Raw genomic sequence first — 21,181 nt, forward strand, 5'->3', positions numbered from 1 at the left:
CTAATGAAAAGGAATATTTATGCAACCTATGATGTATTTCCTAGTTCAAAAGGTGCTGCTACACATATTAAAGAAATGATTTTAGAATCATCAAAACATTGTGATGAATTGCAGTTATTTTGTTTACGTGGAAGTAATGAACTTCCTCCAGTTCAGGTAGAAGGAAACATTTATTCAAAACGTTATTTTAATGAAGAAAAACTAAATTATTTACAAAAAGCTTCTCTATTTTCTAAACAACTTTTTATTGATATTCAGAAACATAAAGAAACTATACAAATTGGGCACTTTAGAGATATTTGGAGTGGAATGGGATTAACAACAGAACCTTCAATAAAAACAATTTTTGAGGTAAATGCTTTAACATCTATAGAACTACCATATCGATATCCTAATTTAACTCCTTCTTTTCTTGAAAAATTAAGAAGTTTAGAAACTAATTGTTTAAAGAAAGCTGATGTAATAATTACGCCTTCTGGTGTGACTAAAAAATATTTAGAAAACAACTTTGAAGTCAATACGGAAAAAATAAAAGTAATACCTAATGGTACGCACATACCAGAACGTTTTCAAAGGCCTGTAGATGCTCCGAAAGAATATATTATTTACTTTGGTGCAATTCAGAACTGGCAAGGAATCGATACATTATTAAAAGCTATTACGTATTTAAAAGACTTCAAAGATTTAAAATTACTTATCTGTTTATCAGTAAAAGAAAAGGCTTTTAAACCTTTCAAAAAACTCATAGAAAAACTTGGTATTACAGATAAGATCATTCTGAAATCTAAATTAAAAAAAGAAGAACTTTATAATTATGTTCATTTTGCAAAAGCTTCAATTGCGCCACTTAAAGCATGTGATCGTAATGTGGTTCAAGGTTGCTGTCCTTTGAAGATTATAGAAACAATGGCCTGTAAAACTCCTGTAATTGCATCTAAACTTCCTGTGGTAACAGATTTAGTTTCTGATGAAGAAGCTTTATTATTTGAGCCTGATCGTGAACAAGATCTAGCACGATGTATACGTTTTATACTTGATAATCCTGAAAGAGGAAATGAATATGCTAAAAATGCTTTTACAAAAGTAAAAAGTGAGTTTCTTTGGGATATACAAACTAAAAAACTAGAAAAAATATATAAAGAATTAATCAAACAAAATGAATAGACAAGGTAATGTTTTAGACGTAGAACAATATACTGGAGCTCCTATTGAAAGAGCACATTTATTAAGAGGTTTTAACTCCAAGAAAACACCTGTAAAGTGGATACGTTTTTTTAGAGCTTGCGTTTTGCAAAGAGAAATTGCTGAAACAAAGAAAAAAAAGAAGTTGAAAAAAGTTTGGGTAGCTTTTTTTATTTTTTCTGCCATAGCATTTATAGGTCCTTTTATTTTTCTGCCATTAGGCATTTTATTTCCTTTTATTTTTGTTTTTCTGATAGTAGCAGCTTTAATAAACTACTTTACAAACAAAAAATTTAAAAATAAATTCGCTGATGGATTTGATTTCTTTGCAGACTATTTTTCAGCTTTTTTCACTTTAATTGAAGAAGATTTACAACCACAATCGAAAATTTCTCTTCAAGCTAATTTAAAGAATACTGTCTCAAAAGAAAGTTTTGTTAATGAAGAACCTTATGATAGTAATACTCGTGGCTTTATTTCTGGAAAACAGAATTATTATGAACGCGTAATTAGTAAGGGTTCATGTTTCTTTAATGATGGATCATTAATTTCTTTTCAATTTACTGAAAAAATAAGAGAGCGTATTGTTAAAAAACGTGGTAGTGTAAGTGGAAAAAGGAAAACTAAATATAAATTTAAATCTGTTTATCCGTTTGCTTTGAAAATGAAAATACCGAAATCAAAATATAGTTTAAAACCTAATATTTCTTCTGAACTCACTCAAGTGGTTGAAGAAAATGATTTTTATGTTTTTAAAACTATTAGAAAATTCGACACTAAAAAAGAAAGACCAGATCAATACAACCCTTACAACGAAAGTAGTATTACAACATTTGCTGTTGATTATTTTTCTTTAGAAGTTATTAACCTAATCAATACTTGTTACAGCTGTGTAACTCCAAGAGTTTAATTATGGATACAAAACAATATTGCGAAGAATTTACAGGATTATTTGTTGTTAAAAGATGTGAAAACGAAGCTACTACTGAATGTAGTAAATGTGGTAAAAAAATATGTAGTGTGCATTCGTTTAAAGCCGAACAAATTTTTACATATACGAATACTAATCTTGCTACGAATGCAATTAGAGATAGCAAAGGACTTTTATGTATAAGTTGTTTTACAGAGCTTGATGCTAGACTTACAAATGATATTGAATTATACTCTAAAGATAGAGCCGTTTGGAGAAGGAAAATGATTGAACGTTTTCATAAAGAATATCCTTACATGTTATTTATGGCAGAAGATTATGGAAGTTTATTTGACACTACTCATACAACTTACTTCTACGATCATGATGATGACGATGCTTATTTTGACAGTTAATGAAACTATTAATAATTACAAAGAATTATCCACCAAGTAAAGGTGGAATGTCTGTTTCATGTGATAGGTTAGTTCGTAATTTTAGAAATAACGCTATAGAGACTCATGTTATCCATTTTACAAATAGAAGGAAAAAATTTGTGACTCAAAGCATGGTAAATGGTACTTATACCGCAATACCTATTCAAAATTCTGAAGAGTTTACACTTTCATTAGCTTCTGAATTTATTTTACAACTTTCTTTTCTAAAAGAAATAACACATATTGCTGCCTTTGGAGGTAATTTACCTATCAACCTGGCTCCTATTTTGGCTAAATGGACATCAAAAAAACTAATTACTTTTATTAGAGGTAATGATTTTGACGAAGGTGTTTTTTCTAAACGTAGAGACAATTTATTGTATGCCTTAGAAAATTCTGACTATGTGTTCTCAGTAACAAATGAAAAAAAAGAGAAAATTAATAGTTTAGTTACACACAATAATACGTATTTCACTCCGAACGGAATCAATTGTTCTTTATGGGAAATATCTTCTAGTCATGTTGATAAAATCCAAGAACTTAAACAGTCTTTTCAAGATAAAACACCAATAGCAATAGTTGGACAATTGAAAGAGAAAAAAGGAATTTTAAACTTTACAGAAACTTTTTCTAAGTTCCCTTACAAGGATGAATATGTAATTTGTATGATTGGTGATGTAAGTTCTGAAACAAAACAAATCTTAGATAATTTAGACGTAAATGTTAACTTTTATCCATTTGCTAATCAAAATGATCTGTTACTTTTCTATCATGCTGTAAATATTATCGCTATTCCTTCTTTTTACGATGGAATGCCAAATGTTTTATTAGAAGCAGGCGCTACAAAAAATTTAATCATTGGTGCTAATATTGGAGGAATTAAAGATGTGATTTCTGACAATTCTGACGGCTTTTTATACAACCCGTTAAATCCTTTAACTTTATTAGATCTATTACTAAAAGTACATCGTTTAACTGAAGAAGAAAAAGATAAAATTAGCAGTTCTTTATTAAATAAAATAAAAACATCATATACAGAAGAAAAAGAAATTTCAACCTATTTAAATATTTTAAAAACATGAAAAAAATTTTAATAACACTATTTGCTTTTAGCCTCTTATTTATAAGTTGTAAAAATGCAACAACAGCAGAAAGTACAAATAATACCTCAACCACAACGAGTACTTCTGATACTGTAAACAATACTCAAAGTTTAGATCTACTTATTACTAAAGCTAATGGTAATTTATTGGGAGGATTTAATCTTCAACCAATAAAAATAGTATCTAATGGTAAAAATTTCACTTACAAAGCAAAACCTAACAAACATAAGTTTTACACTAATGGGCAAATGAAATACGAAGTGAAATTCAAAGAGGAAAGCTTGAAACTTCGTGATAAAAACTCTAATTTACTGTGGAAAGTAAAAATTTATCCAGACAAAATTAAGATTTCTGATAATGAAGAGAACACTAATGCTTTTGTAATTAAACCTTATGAAAACAAGATAAAGGTAAAAAAGAATGAAGAAGAATTATATAAAGTGAAAATTGACGGAACAACTATATCTGTTAATGATAAAGATTCTTTTCAATTATCTTCTACTCAGGAAAATTATACGTTGGCTTTATTAGCTATAAACGAAATACCTGATGAACATAAATTATTTTTGTTGGCAGAGCTACTTAATAAATTATAATGTATTTATTTTATGTTTATGGATCTGGTTTAGGTCATTTAACTAGAGTTAGAAACTTTATACACACAAAAAATATTGCTTTTGATAAATGTGTAATAGTTACTAACTCTAGCTATAAAAATTATTTCCCTGATACAGCTACGATCATTTTTAGAGAAAATGATTTTTTTAAAGATTCTCTTAAGATATCCTCATTACTAAACAATTGTATTGACAAATATTCTATAACTACAGTATTTATTGATGTTTTTTTTGCTGGTTTTTATGGTGAGTTGAATTCTTTTTTTAAAAAAGCTAAAGGTTTAAAATTTGTTTTATTGGCTAGAATCTTGAATCAAGAATATTTTTCTAAATGCCATAGTATTTGTTTTGACACTATTTACACATTAGAAAAAGGAATCACTTTAGAAAAGTACAACTATAAACATAAAGAAGAAATACAACTTACTCCCTATCCACAAAAAAATAACTCTTTAAGTATTAAAATTAAAAAACCTTATTTCTTAATTCTGCATTCTGCTCCATTAGAAGAAGTCTTATTACTTTACAAGCAAGCTTTACTTTATCGAAAAAACGAGTACATTTATATTCAGACCTATATTAATGATTTCCCAGTTCATTTTTTAGAAGAAAAAACTACTTTAATTACAAAAGAGAAAACAGATTTAAAATTACTTAAAAGTGCTAAGAAAATATTTTCTGGATGTGGGTTTAATAGTACTATAGAAACAAAAGAATACAGAAAAAAACAACATATTATCCCTTTTAAAAGGAAATATGATGATCAATTCAAAAGAAAAGATATAATTACCAATCAGTAAACAAAAAAGTAGAGTGTAAAAACACTCTACTTCTCATCAAAAAAACGAACTTTTAAATTATTAATTTGATGTTAAACTCTTATATATTGTTTCTCTAATTCCTTCACTAGTTATAAACCAATCACCATACTTCTTATCATCATATTCTTTAGTTATGGAGGTATCGTTTTTTACTTCTTCAATAGACTTTCCTTCTTTAATTTTAGTTTTTATTCTATCTCTGAGCATGACTAGCATATCTTTATAAGCTGATAATTCTTTTTTATTTGATAATTCTCTATGACCTGGGATAACTATAGTTTTATCATCAATCAATAACAATGCTTTTTCAGCAGAAGCTATGTATCCATCAATACTACCTCCACTAGACAAATCAATAAAAGGGTATTTACCTTGAAAATATGTGTCTCCCATATGTAACACATTACTTTTAGTAAAATAGATGTGTGCATCTCCATCTGTATGCGCTTCATGAACATGAGATATTAAAACATTCTCTCCATTAAAGTGAACCATCATATCTTCAGTAAATGTAATTACAGGTAAAGCTTCTTTTGGAGATGGAGGTTTAGTTTTTCCTCTAACAACACTTTCCATTCCCATTCGTTTTCTCACATTCTTATGAGAAATAATTACAGCTCCTTCTTTACTCATATTTTGATTTCCTCCTGTGTGATCTCCATGCCAATGTGTATTAATTAAATATTTCACTTGCTTAGGAGTAATATCTCTTATAGCTTTTAAAATTTTAGGTGTCAAGTGAGCAAATTGATCGTCAATCATAAAAGCTCCATCTTCACCAACAAAAAGACCGATATTACCTCCTTGTCCTTTAAGCATATATATATTTTCTGTTATTTTTATTGGCTCAATTTTAACCTCTCTTTTCTGAGCAAAACTTGAAAAAACACCTGTCAATAAAAAGAAAAAACTTACTTCTTTAATTAATTTCATTTAGTTATTGATTTATACATTTTAAAATGAGGCCCTGCTTTATTCGTAAATCTTTCTCCCATAATTTTAAAATCATTTTTCTCGTAAAATTTTAAAGCTATCTCTCTTGCATTACACCACAAAAAGTCGATTTTTAATTCCTCTAACTGATTAGTCGCAAATTTTAGCAACAACTTTCCAAAACCTTTTCCTCTTCCTTTTTCAGAAGTCGCCATCCCTCGTAATTGATAATGTTTACCTTTTAATTCTTTTAAATCAACCTTCATAAAGGTACCTATTGTTTGTAATTCATCATTTTCAAAAACTCCCAAGTGAAATGTATCCTCAGAAAAGTCTCCTTCAAACTGGTGTGGTAAATCAATATTTTTTCTTAAAATTTGTTTTCGTAAGAAGTATGTATCTTCTGCCTTTATTTTCTTTACAGTAATCATCACAATAAAATAAAAAATGAATATTTCTTTTGATAAAATTAATACAGACAATATACTAAGTATTTTCCCCTTACTTTCTAAAATTAATTCAAAAACTCCTACCGATATTTTAAGAAAAAGAGTTGTTGAAATGGGAAATTGCCCTAACTATGAATGCGTAGCTGTTTTTGATAATAATGAAATAATAGGTATTTGTGGACTATGGTATTCTACAAGACATTATTTAGGGAAAAGCGTTGAACCAGATCATGTAATAATTTCTGAAGCCTACAGAGGTAAAGGAGTTGGAAAACTTTTTTTTAACTGGATATATGATTACACCAAAGCTAAAGGCTGTGAAGCTATGGAATTAAACACGTATAGTACTAATACTAAATCACATAAATTTTATTATAATGAAGGGTTTAATATATATGCTTTTCATTTTGCTAAGATTTTAAGAGAAGATCAAAAATTTTATTAGTTTTTTATTTAAAATTCTTTGTTAGAAATCTAAAAAGATTATATATTTGCACCCGCAATACCAATGCGGGAGTAGCTCAGTTGGTAGAGCGTCAGCCTTCCAAGCTGAATGTCGCCGGTTCGAACCCGGTCTCCCGCTCAAAAAAAGACCGAAACTTATGTTTCGGTTTTTTTATTTTATAACTACACACTCATTTTTAAACACATAACACAAGTTACTTTTTGATTTTTAAAAAAAAGTTTGCAGAAATGAAAAAGGTTTCTATATTTGCACCCGCAATACCAATGCGGGAGTAGCTCAGTTGGTAGAGCGTCAGCCTTCCAAGCTGAATGTCGCCGGTTCGAACCCGGTCTCCCGCTCAAAAAAGACCTAAACATAAGTTTCGGTCTTTTTTATTTTATTCATATTTAGATTTTGGTAAATTTAAAGCTTGCGGAAATTTCTTTTCCCTGCTACTTTTATAATCCTTTTTTGAATTTTCTATTTCTCCTATCTGTTCATAACAATATCCTCTACAAAATTCAGGCTTACCGTCTTTGAAAACATTTTTTTCTATCACTTCAGATAAAAAGCTAATAGCCACTTTATAATTTTTTAATTGCATTTCAACAATCCCCATATACAAAAGTGCAAAATGGTCATCTGATTTAATTTTTAATAATTGATTTAAAAGAACCTTAGATTCCTTGAATTTTTGCACTTTATACAGATTCACAATATCTTGATATAATTTATTTATCTTCTCTTTTTTAATATGCGCAATTACTTTATTATAATCTAATAATTTCTTCTTAGCTTCTATTAATTTATACTTATTGTAAATATTATCCTCATTGTAAGCTAAGGCAGTATCTAAAACCTGAATTGCTTGATTCAAGTTTCTTCCTTTGTCATTCTTAATATTTGCATATTTAACCCATTCTTCTACATCTCCAGTAGTGTGATAAATATACTTACACATCGTATTTAAAAAGTTTACTGTATCTTTATTAGCAATATGGATACTTTTTAAAATTTCATAATTCCCATGGAAAGATGGATAGTTTTTAAAAACATCTTCAGAGTAAAACTTTGCACTATCTAAGTTTTTAATTCCAATCAAGAACGTTTGCGCCTTCAATTTATTTATATTGTGAAAGTCTATGTTTTCATTTTTTAATTGATCTAAAATATCAATAGACTTTTGATAGTTACCTTCATTAAAGGCATAAGTTGATAAATAAAAATTAGCTAATTTTTTCTTAACAGGGTATCCCCCTAAAATATTTTCAATTTCACCATATTTCTTTTTAGCTTTTTTACTTCCTAAAACATTATTCTCTTCTAAATCTGCCTTTATTAAAACATACTCCTTGAATGTTTGATAATTTTTATAGTTAGAGAATAAAGAAAATAACGATAACATTCCTATTAAAACTATAGATAAGACATGAAACACACTTGACGGCGTTTGCTCAGTTTTATGCACCTTATTTCTATCTGTTAGTACTAGTATAAAAACAGCCAGTATAATAAATATCACCTGTATAGTCGCTCTTTCTAGAGGAAAATTAAGTGATGCATCAAGAAAGTAAGCTAAACTAATTAGCACTAAGATTAATAATACTGGAACATTAATTGGATCCTCCTTCTTTAATTGCTTAAACAATAAGAAAATTAAATATAGGAACAGTAATAAATATAAGGTTCCACCAAGTATACCTGTTTCCACAAATTTCTCTAAAAAGTCATTATGTACTCTTCTTGGGGTAGAATTCCCTCTAAACTTTTTTCTTTGTGTATAATCTCCTTTGCTGTAAATTTGATAATTACCATAACCTACTCCTAAAAAAGGATTTTCAATAAAAGTATTTAAAGCTGACCTCCAAATTTCATAACGCCCACTTCCAAACTTTTTAACAATAGAAACTAAAAAATCATCTTTTTCTTTTGTAGGTAAAACGATATTATGATTTTCTATCTCTTTATTCTTTCTGAGTATTAATTCAGCACTCTTGTAATTATCGGGATAAAACATTGTAATGCTAGAAATAGAATTCATCTTACGACTATCTAATCTATTTGTATTTAATGTTAGAAAAATTGAAAAAATTGGAATCAATATGATAATAAAAGTATTGATAACCCATTGTTTATGTTTTAGCTTAAAATACTGCTTTACTGAAAAAAACACTAGTATTAAAGTAATAAGAAAAAGAGATAACAAAGCCGTACGCGAACCTGATAAAAACAGAGCCAAATAACTTAAAAACACACCAAAAGCTCCTAAATACTTCCATATTCTTCCTGAAAACAAAAACAAAAAGTATGCAAAAGGTAAAGATATAACTGTCCAAGCTGTATATATATTAATATTACCGAAATTATGTACAAAAGCAAACCCTTGATATAATTTTATCGTTCTAGGGTCAGAGAAGTGCTCAAAAAAGTAAAAAATAGTTTTCGAACTAAAAAAAATTAATAAAATTGTTACTGTTTGTGAAACTAGAGCAAAATAACTTTTAGGATCAGTTCTCACAATTATAAAAAGTGAGAAAATTGCTGTAAAAATATTTACTAGCCGTCCTAAATTAGCTATACTATCTACAATAGATATCGACTTCACTACAGACAAACAAGAAAAGAAAAAGAACGATACACTTAAAACAAGGAAATTTCTAAATGATTTTGAAAATGTAAAAAAATTGAAATAATCTCTCTTGTAGTATAGAAAAATTATAGCTATAACATTTACTATTGAAATCCACAACCACTGAAAAGCCTCATATTCTAGTGGTACAACTAATGGAGACAACGGTACTAATAAATATAGTATTAGTATAATTTTTGAGATCAACTTAATATTTTCTTCAGTGTATTTATCTTTCATCTCTTTGTATTTTACAAATTCTCAATTTTATTTCCAAATAATAGAAATACTAAAATTATTCCACCTAACAATAATAACATTTTAGGGTTATTTTGAATAACATTAGGTCTTAATAGTAGAGTTATAGCATATCCACCAATAGCACCCCCTAAATGTGCTGAATGTCCTATATTACCAATTTGTTTTTTCATTCCATAAATAGAATACAACAAATATCCAATACCTAAAGCATAAGCTGGAAAACTAAAAAATGGAAAAAAAATAAAACTATATGATTTATTTGGAAACAGTAAAATAGAAGCAAACATTACCCCAGATACTGCTCCTGAAGCACCAATAGCAGAATAATAGTAATTATCTTTATTTCTATACAAAGAGTATAATCCTCCGAATAAAAGACTTACTAAATAAATACACATAAAATTTATATTTCCAAAAGATACAGCAACACCTCCACCAAACAAATAAAGTGCGTACATATTAAATCCCAAGTGGGCCCAGTCTGCATGTAAGAACCCAGAAGTAAACATCCTTATTTTTTCTCCTTGCAAAATTTTCCCTACCTGAAACTTAAATTTGTTGAAAAAAGCTTCATCATCAAATCCTTTAATTGAAGTCAAAACATTAACCAAAATTAAACCTAAAATTATTTTATTCATGAATAGAAATATATCCACAAACTTAATGAAAAGTTTGATTTAACTAATTTTATAATTTTAATACGATATTTGCATAAATTTTTCTGAAATGAAGTATGTTGTATTTATACTAATTTACCCTATCATTTGGTGTTTTTCTAGACTACCTATGCGTTTGCTATATGCTTTCTCTGATTTTTTATTTTTACTTGTTTACTATGTGGTAGGTTACAGGAAAGATGTTGTTTACAATAACTTAAAACTTGCTTTTCCAGAAAAAAATGATAATGAATTAAAAACACTTCGAAAAAAGAATTTACGCCATTTTTGTGATTTTTTAGTAGAAAGTATTAAATCTTTTTCTCTTTCTGAAAAAGAAGTAAAGAAACGTTATAAATTTACTAATCCGGAAGTATTACATGAAGTAGAAAAAACTGGTAAAAGTATCATATTATCTGGAGCTCACTTAAGCAATTGGGAATGGTCTGTTTCTATTCCATTAGTATCTAACATACAGCTTTTTGGTTCTTACACTCCAATTAAAAACCCATATTTAGACAACTACTTAGTAAAAAGTTCTAGAGGTCGATTTGGTATGATTTCATACAAAACACATAGCACAGTCACTCAACTAGCTAGAAACATTAGAAACAAAAGACAAGGTGCATACATTTTACTTAGCGATCAATCTCCTGTGATACAAAATACACATTACTGGAGGACTTTTTTAGGGGTAAAAGTTCCTGTACATGTTGGATTAGAAGTATTGTCAAAACGTTTTGATATGGCTATTGTAAACTATACTACTAAAAAAATAAAAAGAGGATATTATGAAACTACATTTGAATTAATAACTGATAGTCCAAAAGAATTTGAAAACTATCAAATTACAGATAAATATTTAAACATCAACGAAAAATCTATTAGAGAACAACCAGAATACTATTTATGGACTCACAAACGCTTTAAGCATAAAGATAAATATGAGGAATGGGTTGAAAAATATAAAAAATAAATTCTTAATCTTTAATCAAAATAATACTCTACATTAAGGTTATAATTCTCAATTTCAAAGCTTGATGTAGAACTATTTTTAGTATTATTTTTTTGTACCTAAAATAAATATAATAGAAATCATAAAAAAAGCCCAGTAAAATTACTGGACTTTGGAATTATGGGTGAAAGACCGGGTTCGAACCGGCGACCTCTGGAACCACAATCCAGCGCTCTAACCAACTGAGCTACAATCACCATTTAACTAGCGGGTGCAAATATATAACTTTTTTGAAGTGTGGCAAAATATTTTTAAATTAATTTACTTAAATTTTCTACAGCTACATACCTTTCTGTTGTAAATCCTTCTGCATAGTCTACTCCTATCAATCTCCCTAAGTCTTTAGCGCGATACTCAACACTCTCAGTAAAATTCTTACTAGTAATCGGAGTTTCAGGCTCTTTACTTTTTGGATCAAAAAATTGAGAACTGTAAGCTAATACAGAAGCTACTTTCTTATCCATAAATCCGGTTACATCTACAACAAAATCTGGCTTAATATTTTTCCATTGTATATAATGATAAACTTGTTTTGGTCTCCATTTTTCTTGAAGCGCTCCGTTCAATTTTGTTTCTATTTTTAATAATCCGCTTAAAAAACAGGCATCAGAAACCAATTGACTTCCTTTTGGGTGATCTATATGACGATCATCAATTGCATTACATAAAACAATTTCTGGTTTATATTTTCGAATCATTTTAATGATCTCTAACTGGTGTTCTTTGTCATTTTTAAAGAAACCATCAGCAAATGCTAAATTTTCTCGAATAGAAACTCCTAAAATCTCTGCAGCTTTAGCCGCTTCTTGATCACGTAATTCAGCAGATCCTCTTGTTCCTAGTTCCCCTCTTGTTAAGTCTACAATTCCTACTTTTTTTCCTAAAGAAATTTCTTTAGCTATAGTTGCTGAACAACCTAGTTCTACGTCATCTGGATGTGCTCCAAAAGCTAATATGTCTAGTTTCATTACTTTTTTATCTTTTCTATTGCTTGTTCAATATCTGCAATTAAATCTTCCACTTCTTCTATTCCAACAGAAAAACGAATTAATCCATCTTTAATTCCTTGGCTTGCTCTTTCTTCTGGAGTTAATAATGCATGAGAAGTTTGAGTTGGACTTAAAACAGTGCTTTCTACTCCTGCTAAACTCATAGATGGTTTTATTAGCTCTAAATTACGTTGAAACTCCATTGCGTCTAAATCTGATTGTAATTCGAAAGATAGCATTCCTCCAAATCCTTTCATTTGACTCTTTGCCAACTCGTAATCTTCATGTGATCGCAAACCTGGATAGTATACATTATCAACATTTGGATTTTGTTCTAAATACTCGGCCATTTTCATAGCATTAGCATTCTGATGATTTACACGTAAACTCATTGTTTTCATACTTCTTTCTAACATCCAAACTGTAAAATCACTTAAACTTCCCCCGAAATTCTTAGCTACATTCCAAATTTTATCTGTGTGCTCATTAGAAGCAGCAATCGCTCCTGCTAAAATATCGGAATGACCACCCATATATTTCGTTGCTGAGTGCACTATAATATCAATTCCAAAATCAACAGCTGTTTGGTTAATTGATGAGGCAAATGTATTATCTATCATGGTGATTATACTATGTTTCTTAGCCAAATCAGCAACTGCTTTTAAATCTACAATCTTTAATAACGGATTCGAAGGAGTCTCGATAAAAATAACTTTTGTATTCGATTTAATTTCTTTTTTAAAATCATCTGTATTCAAACTATCTGTGAAAGAATACTCTATTCCAAACTTATCAAATTCCTCAACTACCAAATTATAAGTCCCTCCATACAAAGTTTGCTGTAACACTACATGATCTCCCTTGTGTAAAAAAGCAAACATTGCAGTACTTATTGCTGCCATTCCTGAACCAAATATTAAAGCATTTTCTGTTTTTTCTAATGCAGCTATCTTTTTGCATAAAGCTTCTTGGTTTGGTGTATTGAAATATCTCGGATATCTTTTTATATCTACATCATAAAATTGATATGACGATGATAAATAAATTGGTGAAACAGCTCCTTTGAATTGTTCATCTTTAACTTCACCTACGTGCGTACAAATTGAATTTATCCCTAGTTTTTTATTTGAGTCCATGTTGAAAAATTTAGCTCCTAAATTACTAAATGCTTTCCATAGCTTCAAATAATTTCAATATCTTCGCTACTATGATTTCTGTAGTTATTATAGGGGGAGGAAATGTTAGTCATCATCTTACACAAGCTTTTTTAGATTGTAATAAGGTTGAATTGAAACAATTATACGCAAGAAATATAAATTCAATTATTGAATTTCAAAGTCGAGTTTCTATTACTGATAATATTACTTTGTTAACTGATGCCGATGTTTATATTATTGCAGTTTCAGATGACGCTATTGCCGAAGTTTCATCTCAACTACCTCATCACAAACTAATTGTACATACTTCTGGTAGTGTTCCTATGGATACTATTGCAAATCGTGGAAAAAAAGGAATTTTTTATCCTTTACAAAGTTTTTCAAAAAATAAAACAGTAGACTTCTCCTCTATTCCACTATGTATTGAAGCAGAAAATGAAACCGACTTTAAGTTATTAGAAAAACTAGCTTCTTTTATTTCTGAAAAAGTATATGCTATTAGTTCTGATCAAAGAAGTAAATTACATGTTGCAGCTGTATTTGTGAACAATTTCACCAACCATATGTACAAAATTGGAAATGATATTTGTGAATCATATAATGTTCCTTTTGAAGTATTACTTCCTTTAATTAAAGAAACAGCTTTAAAAGTAGAAGAAGTTAAACCAGACTTTGCACAAACTGGACCTGCAAAAAGAAAAGACGAAAAAACTATAGAAAGACATTTAGAATTATTGAATTCTAATCAGAAAGAAATTTATCAATTAATAACAAAATCAATCCAAAATGGATAAAAGCTATAAAGAACTTTTTAATGATGTAAACACCTTTATCTTTGATGTTGACGGTGTATTAACTAACGGTATTGTTACTGTTTTTCCCAATGGTGAATTAGTTCGACAAATGAATATTAAAGATGGTTATGCTCTAAAAGCTGCAGTTAAAGCAGGATATAGAGTTTGTATTATTTCTGGAGGAAAAAACGAAGGAGTACGAACTCGTTTAGAAGGTTTAGGAATTACAGATATTTACTTAGGAGCTCACACTAAAATTGATCAATACAATGAACTGGTTCAGAAATATAACTTACAACCAGAAAATGTTTTATATATGGGAGATGATATACCTGATTTACCTGTAATGGAAAAGGTTGGTATACCATGTTGCCCTAGTGATGCTGTTAGAGAACTACAAGCAATATCAGTCTACATATCAGATAAGAAAGGTGGTGAAGGCTGCGCTAGAGATGTAATTGAACAAATTATGCGCGTTCAAGAAAAATGGCACGATAATTTCGATGCTAAATACGATTAAATAACATTTGTTATTTTAAACATGATGTAAAATCATAATTTTTGCTTTAGAACAAATTAAATACATATACATATGAGAAAAGTAATATTTACATTTTTATTAGTCGCAATTTCAACTTCTATTAGTGCTCAAGGCATTTTTGGTAAATGGGAAAATAGAGATGAAGAAACTGGTAAAGTTGATAGTGTAATTGAGGTATACGAAAAAGATGGTAAGGCTTATGCTAAAATTGTAGAAATCACTGATCCTGAAAGACAAACTGCTGTTTGTGATAAATGTAAAGGGAAAAATAAAAATCAACCTATTTTAGGAATGAATATTTTGACAGGCTTAGAAAAAGACGGAGATGAGTGGTCTGGTGGAAAAATTTTAGATCCTAAGAATGGAAAAACATACAAATGTTTTATCAAACTAGAGGAAGCTGACAAACTAAAAATTAGAGGTTATATCGGTTTTTCTTTATTAGGAAGAACTGCATATTGGTTCAGAAAAAAATAAAGATTGTAAAATAAAAAAAAGCTCCAATTTGGAGCTTTTTTTATCTGTAATGTGTTGCTATTCTTGTTAATTGGAAGGCTATATTCAATGAATCTCTCATTGACAATTTTGAACCATCCATATGAACCCACCTTTTTAATGGTTGTTCACAAATTAAATGCATTGTTTCTTCTCCGTACTTCTTTTTGAGTCTTAAAAACATTTCAACATCAAAGAGCCATCTTGTTATAAACTTCTTTTCAAATAGTAATGGTATTAAATCTTTCTCTAAAATTTTAGCTCCACATTGTGTATCCTTAAAATTCATTCCTAAAATTTTCTGAATCACAAAATTAATTGTTAGGCTGATAATTTTTCTAGCTGATTGCTTAGTTATATTTGCTCCCATTCTCTCTATTCGAGAACCACTTACAACCTTGTAATTCGAAGCTGTTATTGTTCTAAACAAATCATCAAAATCATGTAGATCTGTAGATAAATCAGCATCTAGAAAACCTATGTAATCAAACTTTAAATCTGTATTTTTTGAAAGATGTAACATACCTAGACGAACAGCTTCAGCCTTTCCTCCATTTTGCTCACAGTTAAGAACACTAATATAATCTTCTCTTCCTTTGCTTAATGAATGTAATTCTTCAAGAGTTCCATCTGAACTTCCGTCGTTTACAAAACATAGATGATAACCTATATTAGTCCTAACAAATCGTCTAAATTCTAACTCAGAAAGCCTACTTTCTTCGTTATAGCAAGGAATAACTACTCCAATACATTTTTCTCTTACTAATTGGGATTCACCTTTTAATAATAATTCTTCAGGAATAGGACAAAGTCCAACTATCCTGTTAATTCTAAGTACTATTTCACTTAATGTGGCAGGTTTTTTAATAAAGTCATCAATTCCGTAATCAAATAAGTCTATGATATCTGTATCTTCAGTATCCTCAGAAATGATAACTACTTTAGCATTTGAAGAAGACTCTTTTAAATATTTTAAAACATCTATCCCAGAATAGTCTGAACTACTTATATCTAGAGTAACTAGATCCGGTTGAGTTTCTTCAATTAATTGTATAGCTTGTTTACTAGTTCTTGCAATTTTAGTGCTATATCCAATTTCAGACAGCTTTTTTTTAAGTGACAATAAGATCAATTTATTATGATCAAAAGTAACTATTTTCATACGCGATAGTGTTGAGTTAGTAAATTAACACTCTCTATCCCCGGTGTGTATAAAAATTCTTTCCGAGATCAATATACGATATAAATCCGTATAAAAAAATAAAAATCAAAAAGTTATCTGTAGTGTGTTGCTATTTTTGTTAATTGGAAGGCTATCTTCAAAGAATCTTTCATAGATAATTTAGAACCATCAGCATGTACCCATCTTTTTAGTGGTTGTTCACAAATTAATTGTTTTGCTTCTTCTCCGTATTTCTTTTTTAATCTAAGAAACATTTCTACATCAAAAAGCCATCTCGTTATAAACTTTTTTTCAAATAGTAATGGAATTACATCTTTATCTATAATCTTAGCTCCACATTGAGTATCTTTAAACTTCATACCTAGAATCTTCTGAATAATAAAGTTTATTGTTAAACTAATTAACTGTCTTGCTGATTGTTTGTTAATATTGGCTCCCATTCTACTAATTCTGGAACCACTAACTATTTTATAATTTGTACTTTCAATAGTTTTTACTAAGTCATCAAAATCTTTAAAATCTGTAGATAAATCAGCATCTAAAAAACCAATATAGTCTAATTCAATGTTTTTAGCTAAATGAAGCATTCCTAAACGTACTGCTTCGGCTTTACCTCCATTTTTAGGGCAATCATAAACGCTAATATAATCTTCCCTTCCTTTGCTAAGTTTATTAAGAACTTCTAATGTTTTGTCTGTACTTCCGTCATTTACAAAACATAAATGATATCCTAAGTTTGCATAAACAAACTCTGTGAATTCATCACTAAGCAAACGATCTTCTTCATTGTAACATGGTATAACCACTCCAATACATTTTTCTCGTATTAGTCCATTACTATCATTTTCGTGAGTTGCTTCTTTTTTATCATTAGGTTCTCCAATTAGTTTTCGAACTCTGGCAACAATTTCATTAAGTGAAACTGGCTTTTTCATAAAATCATCAGCACCTAAATTAAAACCTTTAATAATAGTTTCTTCTTGAGTTTCACCAGACATAATCATCACCTTACTATTTAAGTTAGGAGAATCTTTTACATATTTTGCAATATCTAAACCAGACATATGCCTAAGATTAATATCTACTATAACCAAGTCTGGATTAATTTGATCAATCAATGCGACACCTCCTTGACCGGTTTTAGCAGTATGTACTTCATAACCTAAATCTGATAATTTCTTTTCTACAGAAAGTAACACTAATGTTTGGTCGTCGATGGTTACAATTTTCATCTTCTTTTTGTTTTTTATGATTAACAATTACTATTGGGAATAATTACAACAATATAACAATAATAGTTATAAATAACTGAGTGTTAAACCCCTTTTTAGACCAGTTACCTTTTTAATTCGACGAATGATATTTCAAACTATGTTTGGTTTATTGTATATTTAAACAAAAAACTATTATTGAGTAAAAAGACCAATAAATATTTAATCTCCGCACTATTAATTGGAATTGTATACCACACCACTTGTATATTTTTTACATTAGAATATACATATGATGCTTTAATCCATTTGTTTTTTGCTAACCATTATGCTAATAGTTGGTTCGACCCTTGGAGTTATAGTTGGTATACCGGTTTCACTGTTATGGGATATCCTCCTCTTGTTCATCAAGCAGTCGGACTTTTCTCTATGGTAGGTGGATTAAAGTTTGGGTTATTTACAGTTGCTATAATAGCTATACTTTTATTTATTACTGGTGCTTATCGCTTTTCACTTTTAATTACAGGAAACAGAAAAGCTGCTGGTTATGCAGCTTTACTTGCTGTTTTTTCATCCTCTTTTGCTGAAACCTTACATGTTTTTGGCCAATTACCCAGTATTGTTGGAATATCTGTTTTAATGCATGCCTTACCCGAAGTGTATTTGTGGTTAAAGACTGGAAATTATAAATACTTCTTTAAATCTATTGCTTTAATATCTGTTACTGTTACATCACATCACGTGACACCAATTTTTGGAATGGTATTTTTTATTTTTCCTCTTATAGGAACTGTAATAATGGATTACGCTAAGGAAGAAGCTGGAACTTTAAAACAAGTAAATGTAAAACTATTTATAAAGGTATTCCTTAAGTTATTTAAAAGAATGATACTTTTCGGATTTACCTCTTTATTTTTAATTATCGTTTGTATTCTTCCTTATTGGATTAACACTAAGAAAAATCCGATTACACAAGTTCCAATACCGCATGGTTCTAGAGATAATTTTTTAGAAGTCACCTCTTCTGGATTGGTCTTCTTCTTAATACCTTGGGGAATTTTACTTTTCTTATTTCCTTATATTTTTTATAGATATTATCACAAACGATATATCTTTTTTGGTTTATCCATTACAATGTTAACTATTTTAGGTACTGGAGGAACAACTCCTATTCCAAAGATGTTATTGGGTGATAACGCTTTTAACATTTTAACTTTAGATAGGTTTACGCTATGGGCTTCTATTATGTCTATCCCTATTTTTGGTGAGTTTGCTTATCGATTCATTGAAACAGATTTAAAGGAATTATACCAAAAAACCTTTGGAGCAGTTAACCATAGAATTATTGGCGGAGTACTTGCTTCTGCGTTTTTATTCATGTCTATTTTTACAGTAAGCTTAGGTTACTTTAGACCTTTGCAACCTCAAAAAATAAAAATGCTTCCTATATTAAATTTTTTGAATCAGGATCAACATGATCATTGGAGATATTTAACTTTAGGATTTGGTGATCAAATTGCTTGGCTTGGTGCACAAACTAAAGCGATGAGTGTAGATGGAAATTATCACTCTGCTAGAAGATTACCTGAATTAACTACAAGAGCTGTTGAACGTTTAGAAAACTCAAAATTTAGAGGAATTGAAGGACTAGGATCATTGCAACAATTTTTAACTGTTCCTGAAAAGTATAACTTAAAATATATTTTTTCAAATGATAAATTTTATGATCCTATACTTTATTTTGCTGGTTGGCAAAGATTACGACAATTAGAAAATGGTATTATGGTCTGGGAACGTTTAGGTGTTCCTCCTCTATCCACTATTTTACCTAAGGAAGATGTACCCAAATTCATGAAAATTATGTGGGGAATCATTCCGTTTTCAACTGTTATTTTAACTTTACTATTAATTAATGTTCAGTCTATAGCAATTAGAATATTAAAAATTAGAAAGGAAGAATTGTCTGATTATTTAAAGTTTAAAATTAATTATACTAAATTTTCAAAATCAGTTTTAAAAGTTTCTATTGTTTGGGGAATTTTGGTCTTCTTAATCGTGAGTTATGGTATGTATCATTTTTATGTAGATAATAAAACTCAAAATTCTCCTAAAAGTGTGATTAAAGCATACTTTGATGCTTTAGATTTTAAGCGTTTCCAACAAGCACATTCTTTTGTTGATCCTGAGAGTAAAATAAAACTCGATCAATATATGTTAGAAATCGCAGTTAATGACGGCTTGTTGAGTTCTTATGCAAAGCTAAATGCTATAAACATTACTATTAAAGATCAAACAAAAAAACAAGCTAAGGCATTTGTTGAAACAAAATGGGTCACTCCTCTTGAAAAAATTGACAAATCATACAATTTTGAAATTATCAAACGAAAAGGTAAATGGTATATCCAAATTCCAAAACCGAATACCGACCTTCCGCCAGATCAACTTATGGTTACTAATAAAACTTCTTATTTTAATCATGGAAGAAGAAGAGTTACAACACAACAAACATTACATGAAGATGTTTTAAAACAACCGGTTTTAGAAGTTCTTCAAGCTAAATTAGTTAAGAAAGATAAAAGTTATGCTATTATAGGTACCATTCAAAATGTTGATAATGTTCCAGCTGATGTTGTCATAAAAGCTACTTTATATAATGATGATAATAAATTATTAGCTCAATTTAATGCTAAACATCATATAAAACATAAATTGATGCCTAAGGAAGCTTCAAATTTCAGAATTGATTTTGAAGGTATTGCTTGGTCTAAAACAAAAGACTCTATTCCTAAAATTTTTAATCCAGATGAGTTTACTCCTACAGAATTTGAAGAACAACCAACTCTTTTTAACTTGCATTGTGAAGGTAATGTTGCTAAAACTGATTTATATAAAAAAGTAAGCTTAAATGCAATACATGTAACTTCTAAAGAAATTTCAGGTAACTTATTTAACACAGGCACTCAAGAAGCTACAATAACACAACTTTTATTATCGTATTACAATGCTGACAAAGAACTAATCTGGGTAGATCATAACTTTTTAAAAGAAAGTGTTCGTCAACAAAGAAGACAAAATTTTAGTTTTAAACCACCTGTTCTAGATAGTGTTAAAATAATTTACGACAAACTAGATTTTTGTTTTGTTAATGGATTACCAAATGAAGCTATTTCTGAAAAAATGGTTCCTGGGCGTTTTACGTATCACTTAAAAAATAATCTTATTAAAGCTGAGGGAAAAGGCTTTAATTTTATTAAAATTGAAACTGATAATTATATTGGAAATCCTAATTAATGAAGTATCGATCACTACATATAATTTTTCAAATTTCACTAATTATTGTGTTTTTCTCTTTT

The 21,181-nt window shown here is 29.1% G+C and carries 20 protein-coding genes and 3 tRNA genes; 14 read left to right on the forward strand and 9 right to left on the reverse strand.

Annotated elements, in window-relative coordinates:
• Positions 1-3 precede the first annotated feature (3 nt).
• The 6 genes from AQ1685_RS13700 to AQ1685_RS13725 are packed head-to-tail and all read left to right on the forward strand — an operon-like array spanning position 4 to position 5,049.
• Positions 4-1,164 (forward strand): glycosyltransferase family 4 protein, encoded by a 1,161-nt coding sequence (locus AQ1685_RS13700; protein ID WP_095073050.1) that lies wholly within the window; start codon positions 4-6, stop codon positions 1,162-1,164.
• On the forward strand, positions 1,157-2,092 hold the full coding sequence (locus AQ1685_RS13705) for a hypothetical protein (protein ID WP_095073052.1): 936 nt from the start codon (positions 1,157-1,159) through the stop codon (positions 2,090-2,092). The genes AQ1685_RS13700 and AQ1685_RS13705 overlap by 8 nt, the downstream gene beginning before the upstream one ends.
• 2 nt (positions 2,093-2,094) lie before the next feature.
• Positions 2,095-2,508 carry a hypothetical protein gene (locus AQ1685_RS13710; RefSeq protein ID WP_095073054.1) on the forward strand — a complete coding sequence of 138 codons (414 nt, stop codon included), beginning with the start codon at positions 2,095-2,097 and terminating at the stop codon, positions 2,506-2,508.
• Positions 2,508-3,611, forward strand: a complete 1,104-nt coding sequence (locus AQ1685_RS13715; RefSeq protein WP_095073055.1) for a glycosyltransferase family 4 protein — start codon at positions 2,508-2,510, stop codon at positions 3,609-3,611. Before AQ1685_RS13710 ends, AQ1685_RS13715 begins: the two co-directional genes overlap by 1 nt.
• Complete coding sequence (locus AQ1685_RS13720) at positions 3,608-4,228, forward strand: hypothetical protein (protein WP_095073057.1); 621 nt, start codon at positions 3,608-3,610, stop codon at positions 4,226-4,228. The genes AQ1685_RS13715 and AQ1685_RS13720 overlap by 4 nt, the downstream gene beginning before the upstream one ends.
• Complete coding sequence (locus tag AQ1685_RS13725; protein ID WP_095073059.1) at positions 4,228-5,049, forward strand: hypothetical protein; 822 nt, start codon at positions 4,228-4,230, stop codon at positions 5,047-5,049. Before AQ1685_RS13720 ends, AQ1685_RS13725 begins: the two co-directional genes overlap by 1 nt.
• Before the next feature lie 60 nt (positions 5,050-5,109).
• Here AQ1685_RS13725 and AQ1685_RS13730 read toward each other — a convergent pair whose 3' ends face one another.
• Both AQ1685_RS13730 and AQ1685_RS13735 read right to left on the reverse strand, forming a co-directional pair.
• A complete protein-coding gene (locus AQ1685_RS13730; protein WP_095073062.1) occupies positions 5,110-6,003 on the reverse strand; it encodes an MBL fold metallo-hydrolase in 894 nt (297 codons plus the stop codon).
• Complete coding sequence (locus tag AQ1685_RS13735) at positions 6,000-6,434, reverse strand: GNAT family N-acetyltransferase (protein WP_157730228.1); 435 nt, start codon at positions 6,432-6,434, stop codon at positions 6,000-6,002. The genes AQ1685_RS13730 and AQ1685_RS13735 overlap by 4 nt, the downstream gene beginning before the upstream one ends.
• Positions 6,435-6,450: 16 nt before the next feature.
• Between AQ1685_RS13735 and AQ1685_RS13740 the strand changes: the two genes are divergently transcribed.
• From AQ1685_RS13740 to AQ1685_RS13750, 3 genes are all read left to right on the forward strand, one after another.
• Entirely contained in the window at positions 6,451-6,897 is a 447-nt protein-coding gene (locus tag AQ1685_RS13740) for a GNAT family N-acetyltransferase (protein ID WP_095073064.1), read from the forward strand.
• A gap of 65 nt (positions 6,898-6,962) precedes the next feature.
• A tRNA-Gly gene (locus AQ1685_RS13745) sits at positions 6,963-7,035 on the forward strand.
• A 148-nt stretch (positions 7,036-7,183) separates the two neighbouring features.
• Positions 7,184-7,256 (forward strand) — tRNA-Gly (locus AQ1685_RS13750).
• A 38-nt stretch (positions 7,257-7,294) separates the two neighbouring features.
• On the opposite strand, the gene AQ1685_RS13755 is transcribed toward AQ1685_RS13750, so the two are convergent.
• Entirely contained in the window at positions 7,295-9,766 is a 2,472-nt protein-coding gene (locus tag AQ1685_RS13755) for an O-antigen ligase family protein (RefSeq protein WP_095073065.1), read from the reverse strand.
• Positions 9,767-9,777: 11 nt separating this feature from the next.
• A complete protein-coding gene (locus tag AQ1685_RS13760; protein WP_173862363.1) occupies positions 9,778-10,425 on the reverse strand; it encodes a rhomboid family intramembrane serine protease in 648 nt (215 codons plus the stop codon).
• 88 nt (positions 10,426-10,513) lie between these two features.
• On the opposite strand from AQ1685_RS13760, the gene AQ1685_RS13765 reads away from it, so the two are divergent.
• The gene (locus AQ1685_RS13765) at positions 10,514-11,419 is read left to right on the forward strand and encodes a lysophospholipid acyltransferase family protein (RefSeq protein WP_095073066.1); all 906 of its coding nucleotides are present in this window, start codon (positions 10,514-10,516) and stop codon (positions 11,417-11,419) included.
• 161 nt (positions 11,420-11,580) lie between these two features.
• Here AQ1685_RS13765 and AQ1685_RS13770 read toward each other — a convergent pair.
• From AQ1685_RS13770 to AQ1685_RS13780, 3 genes are all read right to left on the reverse strand, one after another.
• Positions 11,581-11,656: transfer RNA gene (locus AQ1685_RS13770), tRNA-His, on the reverse strand.
• A 53-nt stretch (positions 11,657-11,709) separates the two neighbouring features.
• Positions 11,710-12,426: a bacillithiol biosynthesis deacetylase BshB1 gene (bshB1, locus tag AQ1685_RS13775; protein ID WP_095073068.1), complete on the reverse strand. Its 717-nt coding sequence runs from the start codon at positions 12,424-12,426 to the stop codon at positions 11,710-11,712.
• A complete protein-coding gene (locus tag AQ1685_RS13780) occupies positions 12,426-13,583 on the reverse strand; it encodes a trans-sulfuration enzyme family protein (protein ID WP_095073070.1) in 1,158 nt (385 codons plus the stop codon). The genes bshB1 and AQ1685_RS13780 overlap by 1 nt, the downstream gene beginning before the upstream one ends.
• A 71-nt stretch (positions 13,584-13,654) precedes the next feature.
• Between AQ1685_RS13780 and AQ1685_RS13785 the strand changes: the two genes are divergently transcribed.
• The 3 genes from AQ1685_RS13785 to AQ1685_RS13795 all read left to right on the forward strand — a co-directional run bounded on the left by AQ1685_RS13785 (position 13,655) and on the right by AQ1685_RS13795 (position 15,416).
• Positions 13,655-14,398 carry a Rossmann-like and DUF2520 domain-containing protein gene (locus AQ1685_RS13785; protein ID WP_095073072.1) on the forward strand — a complete coding sequence of 248 codons (744 nt, stop codon included), beginning with the start codon at positions 13,655-13,657 and terminating at the stop codon, positions 14,396-14,398.
• Positions 14,391-14,918 (forward strand): KdsC family phosphatase, encoded by a 528-nt coding sequence (locus tag AQ1685_RS13790; RefSeq protein WP_095073074.1) that lies wholly within the window; start codon positions 14,391-14,393, stop codon positions 14,916-14,918. Before AQ1685_RS13785 ends, AQ1685_RS13790 begins: the two co-directional genes overlap by 8 nt.
• A 72-nt stretch (positions 14,919-14,990) precedes the next feature.
• The gene (locus AQ1685_RS13795; RefSeq protein WP_095073076.1) at positions 14,991-15,416 is read left to right on the forward strand and encodes a DUF2147 domain-containing protein; all 426 of its coding nucleotides are present in this window, start codon (positions 14,991-14,993) and stop codon (positions 15,414-15,416) included.
• Between the two features lie 40 nt (positions 15,417-15,456).
• On the opposite strand, the gene AQ1685_RS13800 is transcribed toward AQ1685_RS13795, so the two are convergent.
• Entirely contained in the window at positions 15,457-16,596 is a 1,140-nt protein-coding gene (locus AQ1685_RS13800; protein WP_095073078.1) for a response regulator, read from the reverse strand.
• A 113-nt stretch (positions 16,597-16,709) separates the two neighbouring features.
• Complete coding sequence (locus AQ1685_RS13805; protein WP_095073081.1) at positions 16,710-17,849, reverse strand: response regulator; 1,140 nt, start codon at positions 17,847-17,849, stop codon at positions 16,710-16,712.
• 177 nt (positions 17,850-18,026) lie between these two features.
• On the opposite strand from AQ1685_RS13805, the gene AQ1685_RS13810 reads away from it, so the two are divergent.
• Positions 18,027-21,119 (forward strand): hypothetical protein, encoded by a 3,093-nt coding sequence (locus AQ1685_RS13810; RefSeq protein WP_095073083.1) that lies wholly within the window; start codon positions 18,027-18,029, stop codon positions 21,117-21,119.
• The last annotated feature ends 62 nt before the right edge of the window (positions 21,120-21,181 follow it).

Source organism: Tenacibaculum jejuense, assembly GCF_900198195.1.
In the GTDB taxonomy this organism is placed as follows: Bacteria; Bacteroidota; Bacteroidia; order Flavobacteriales; family Flavobacteriaceae; genus Polaribacter; species Polaribacter jejuensis.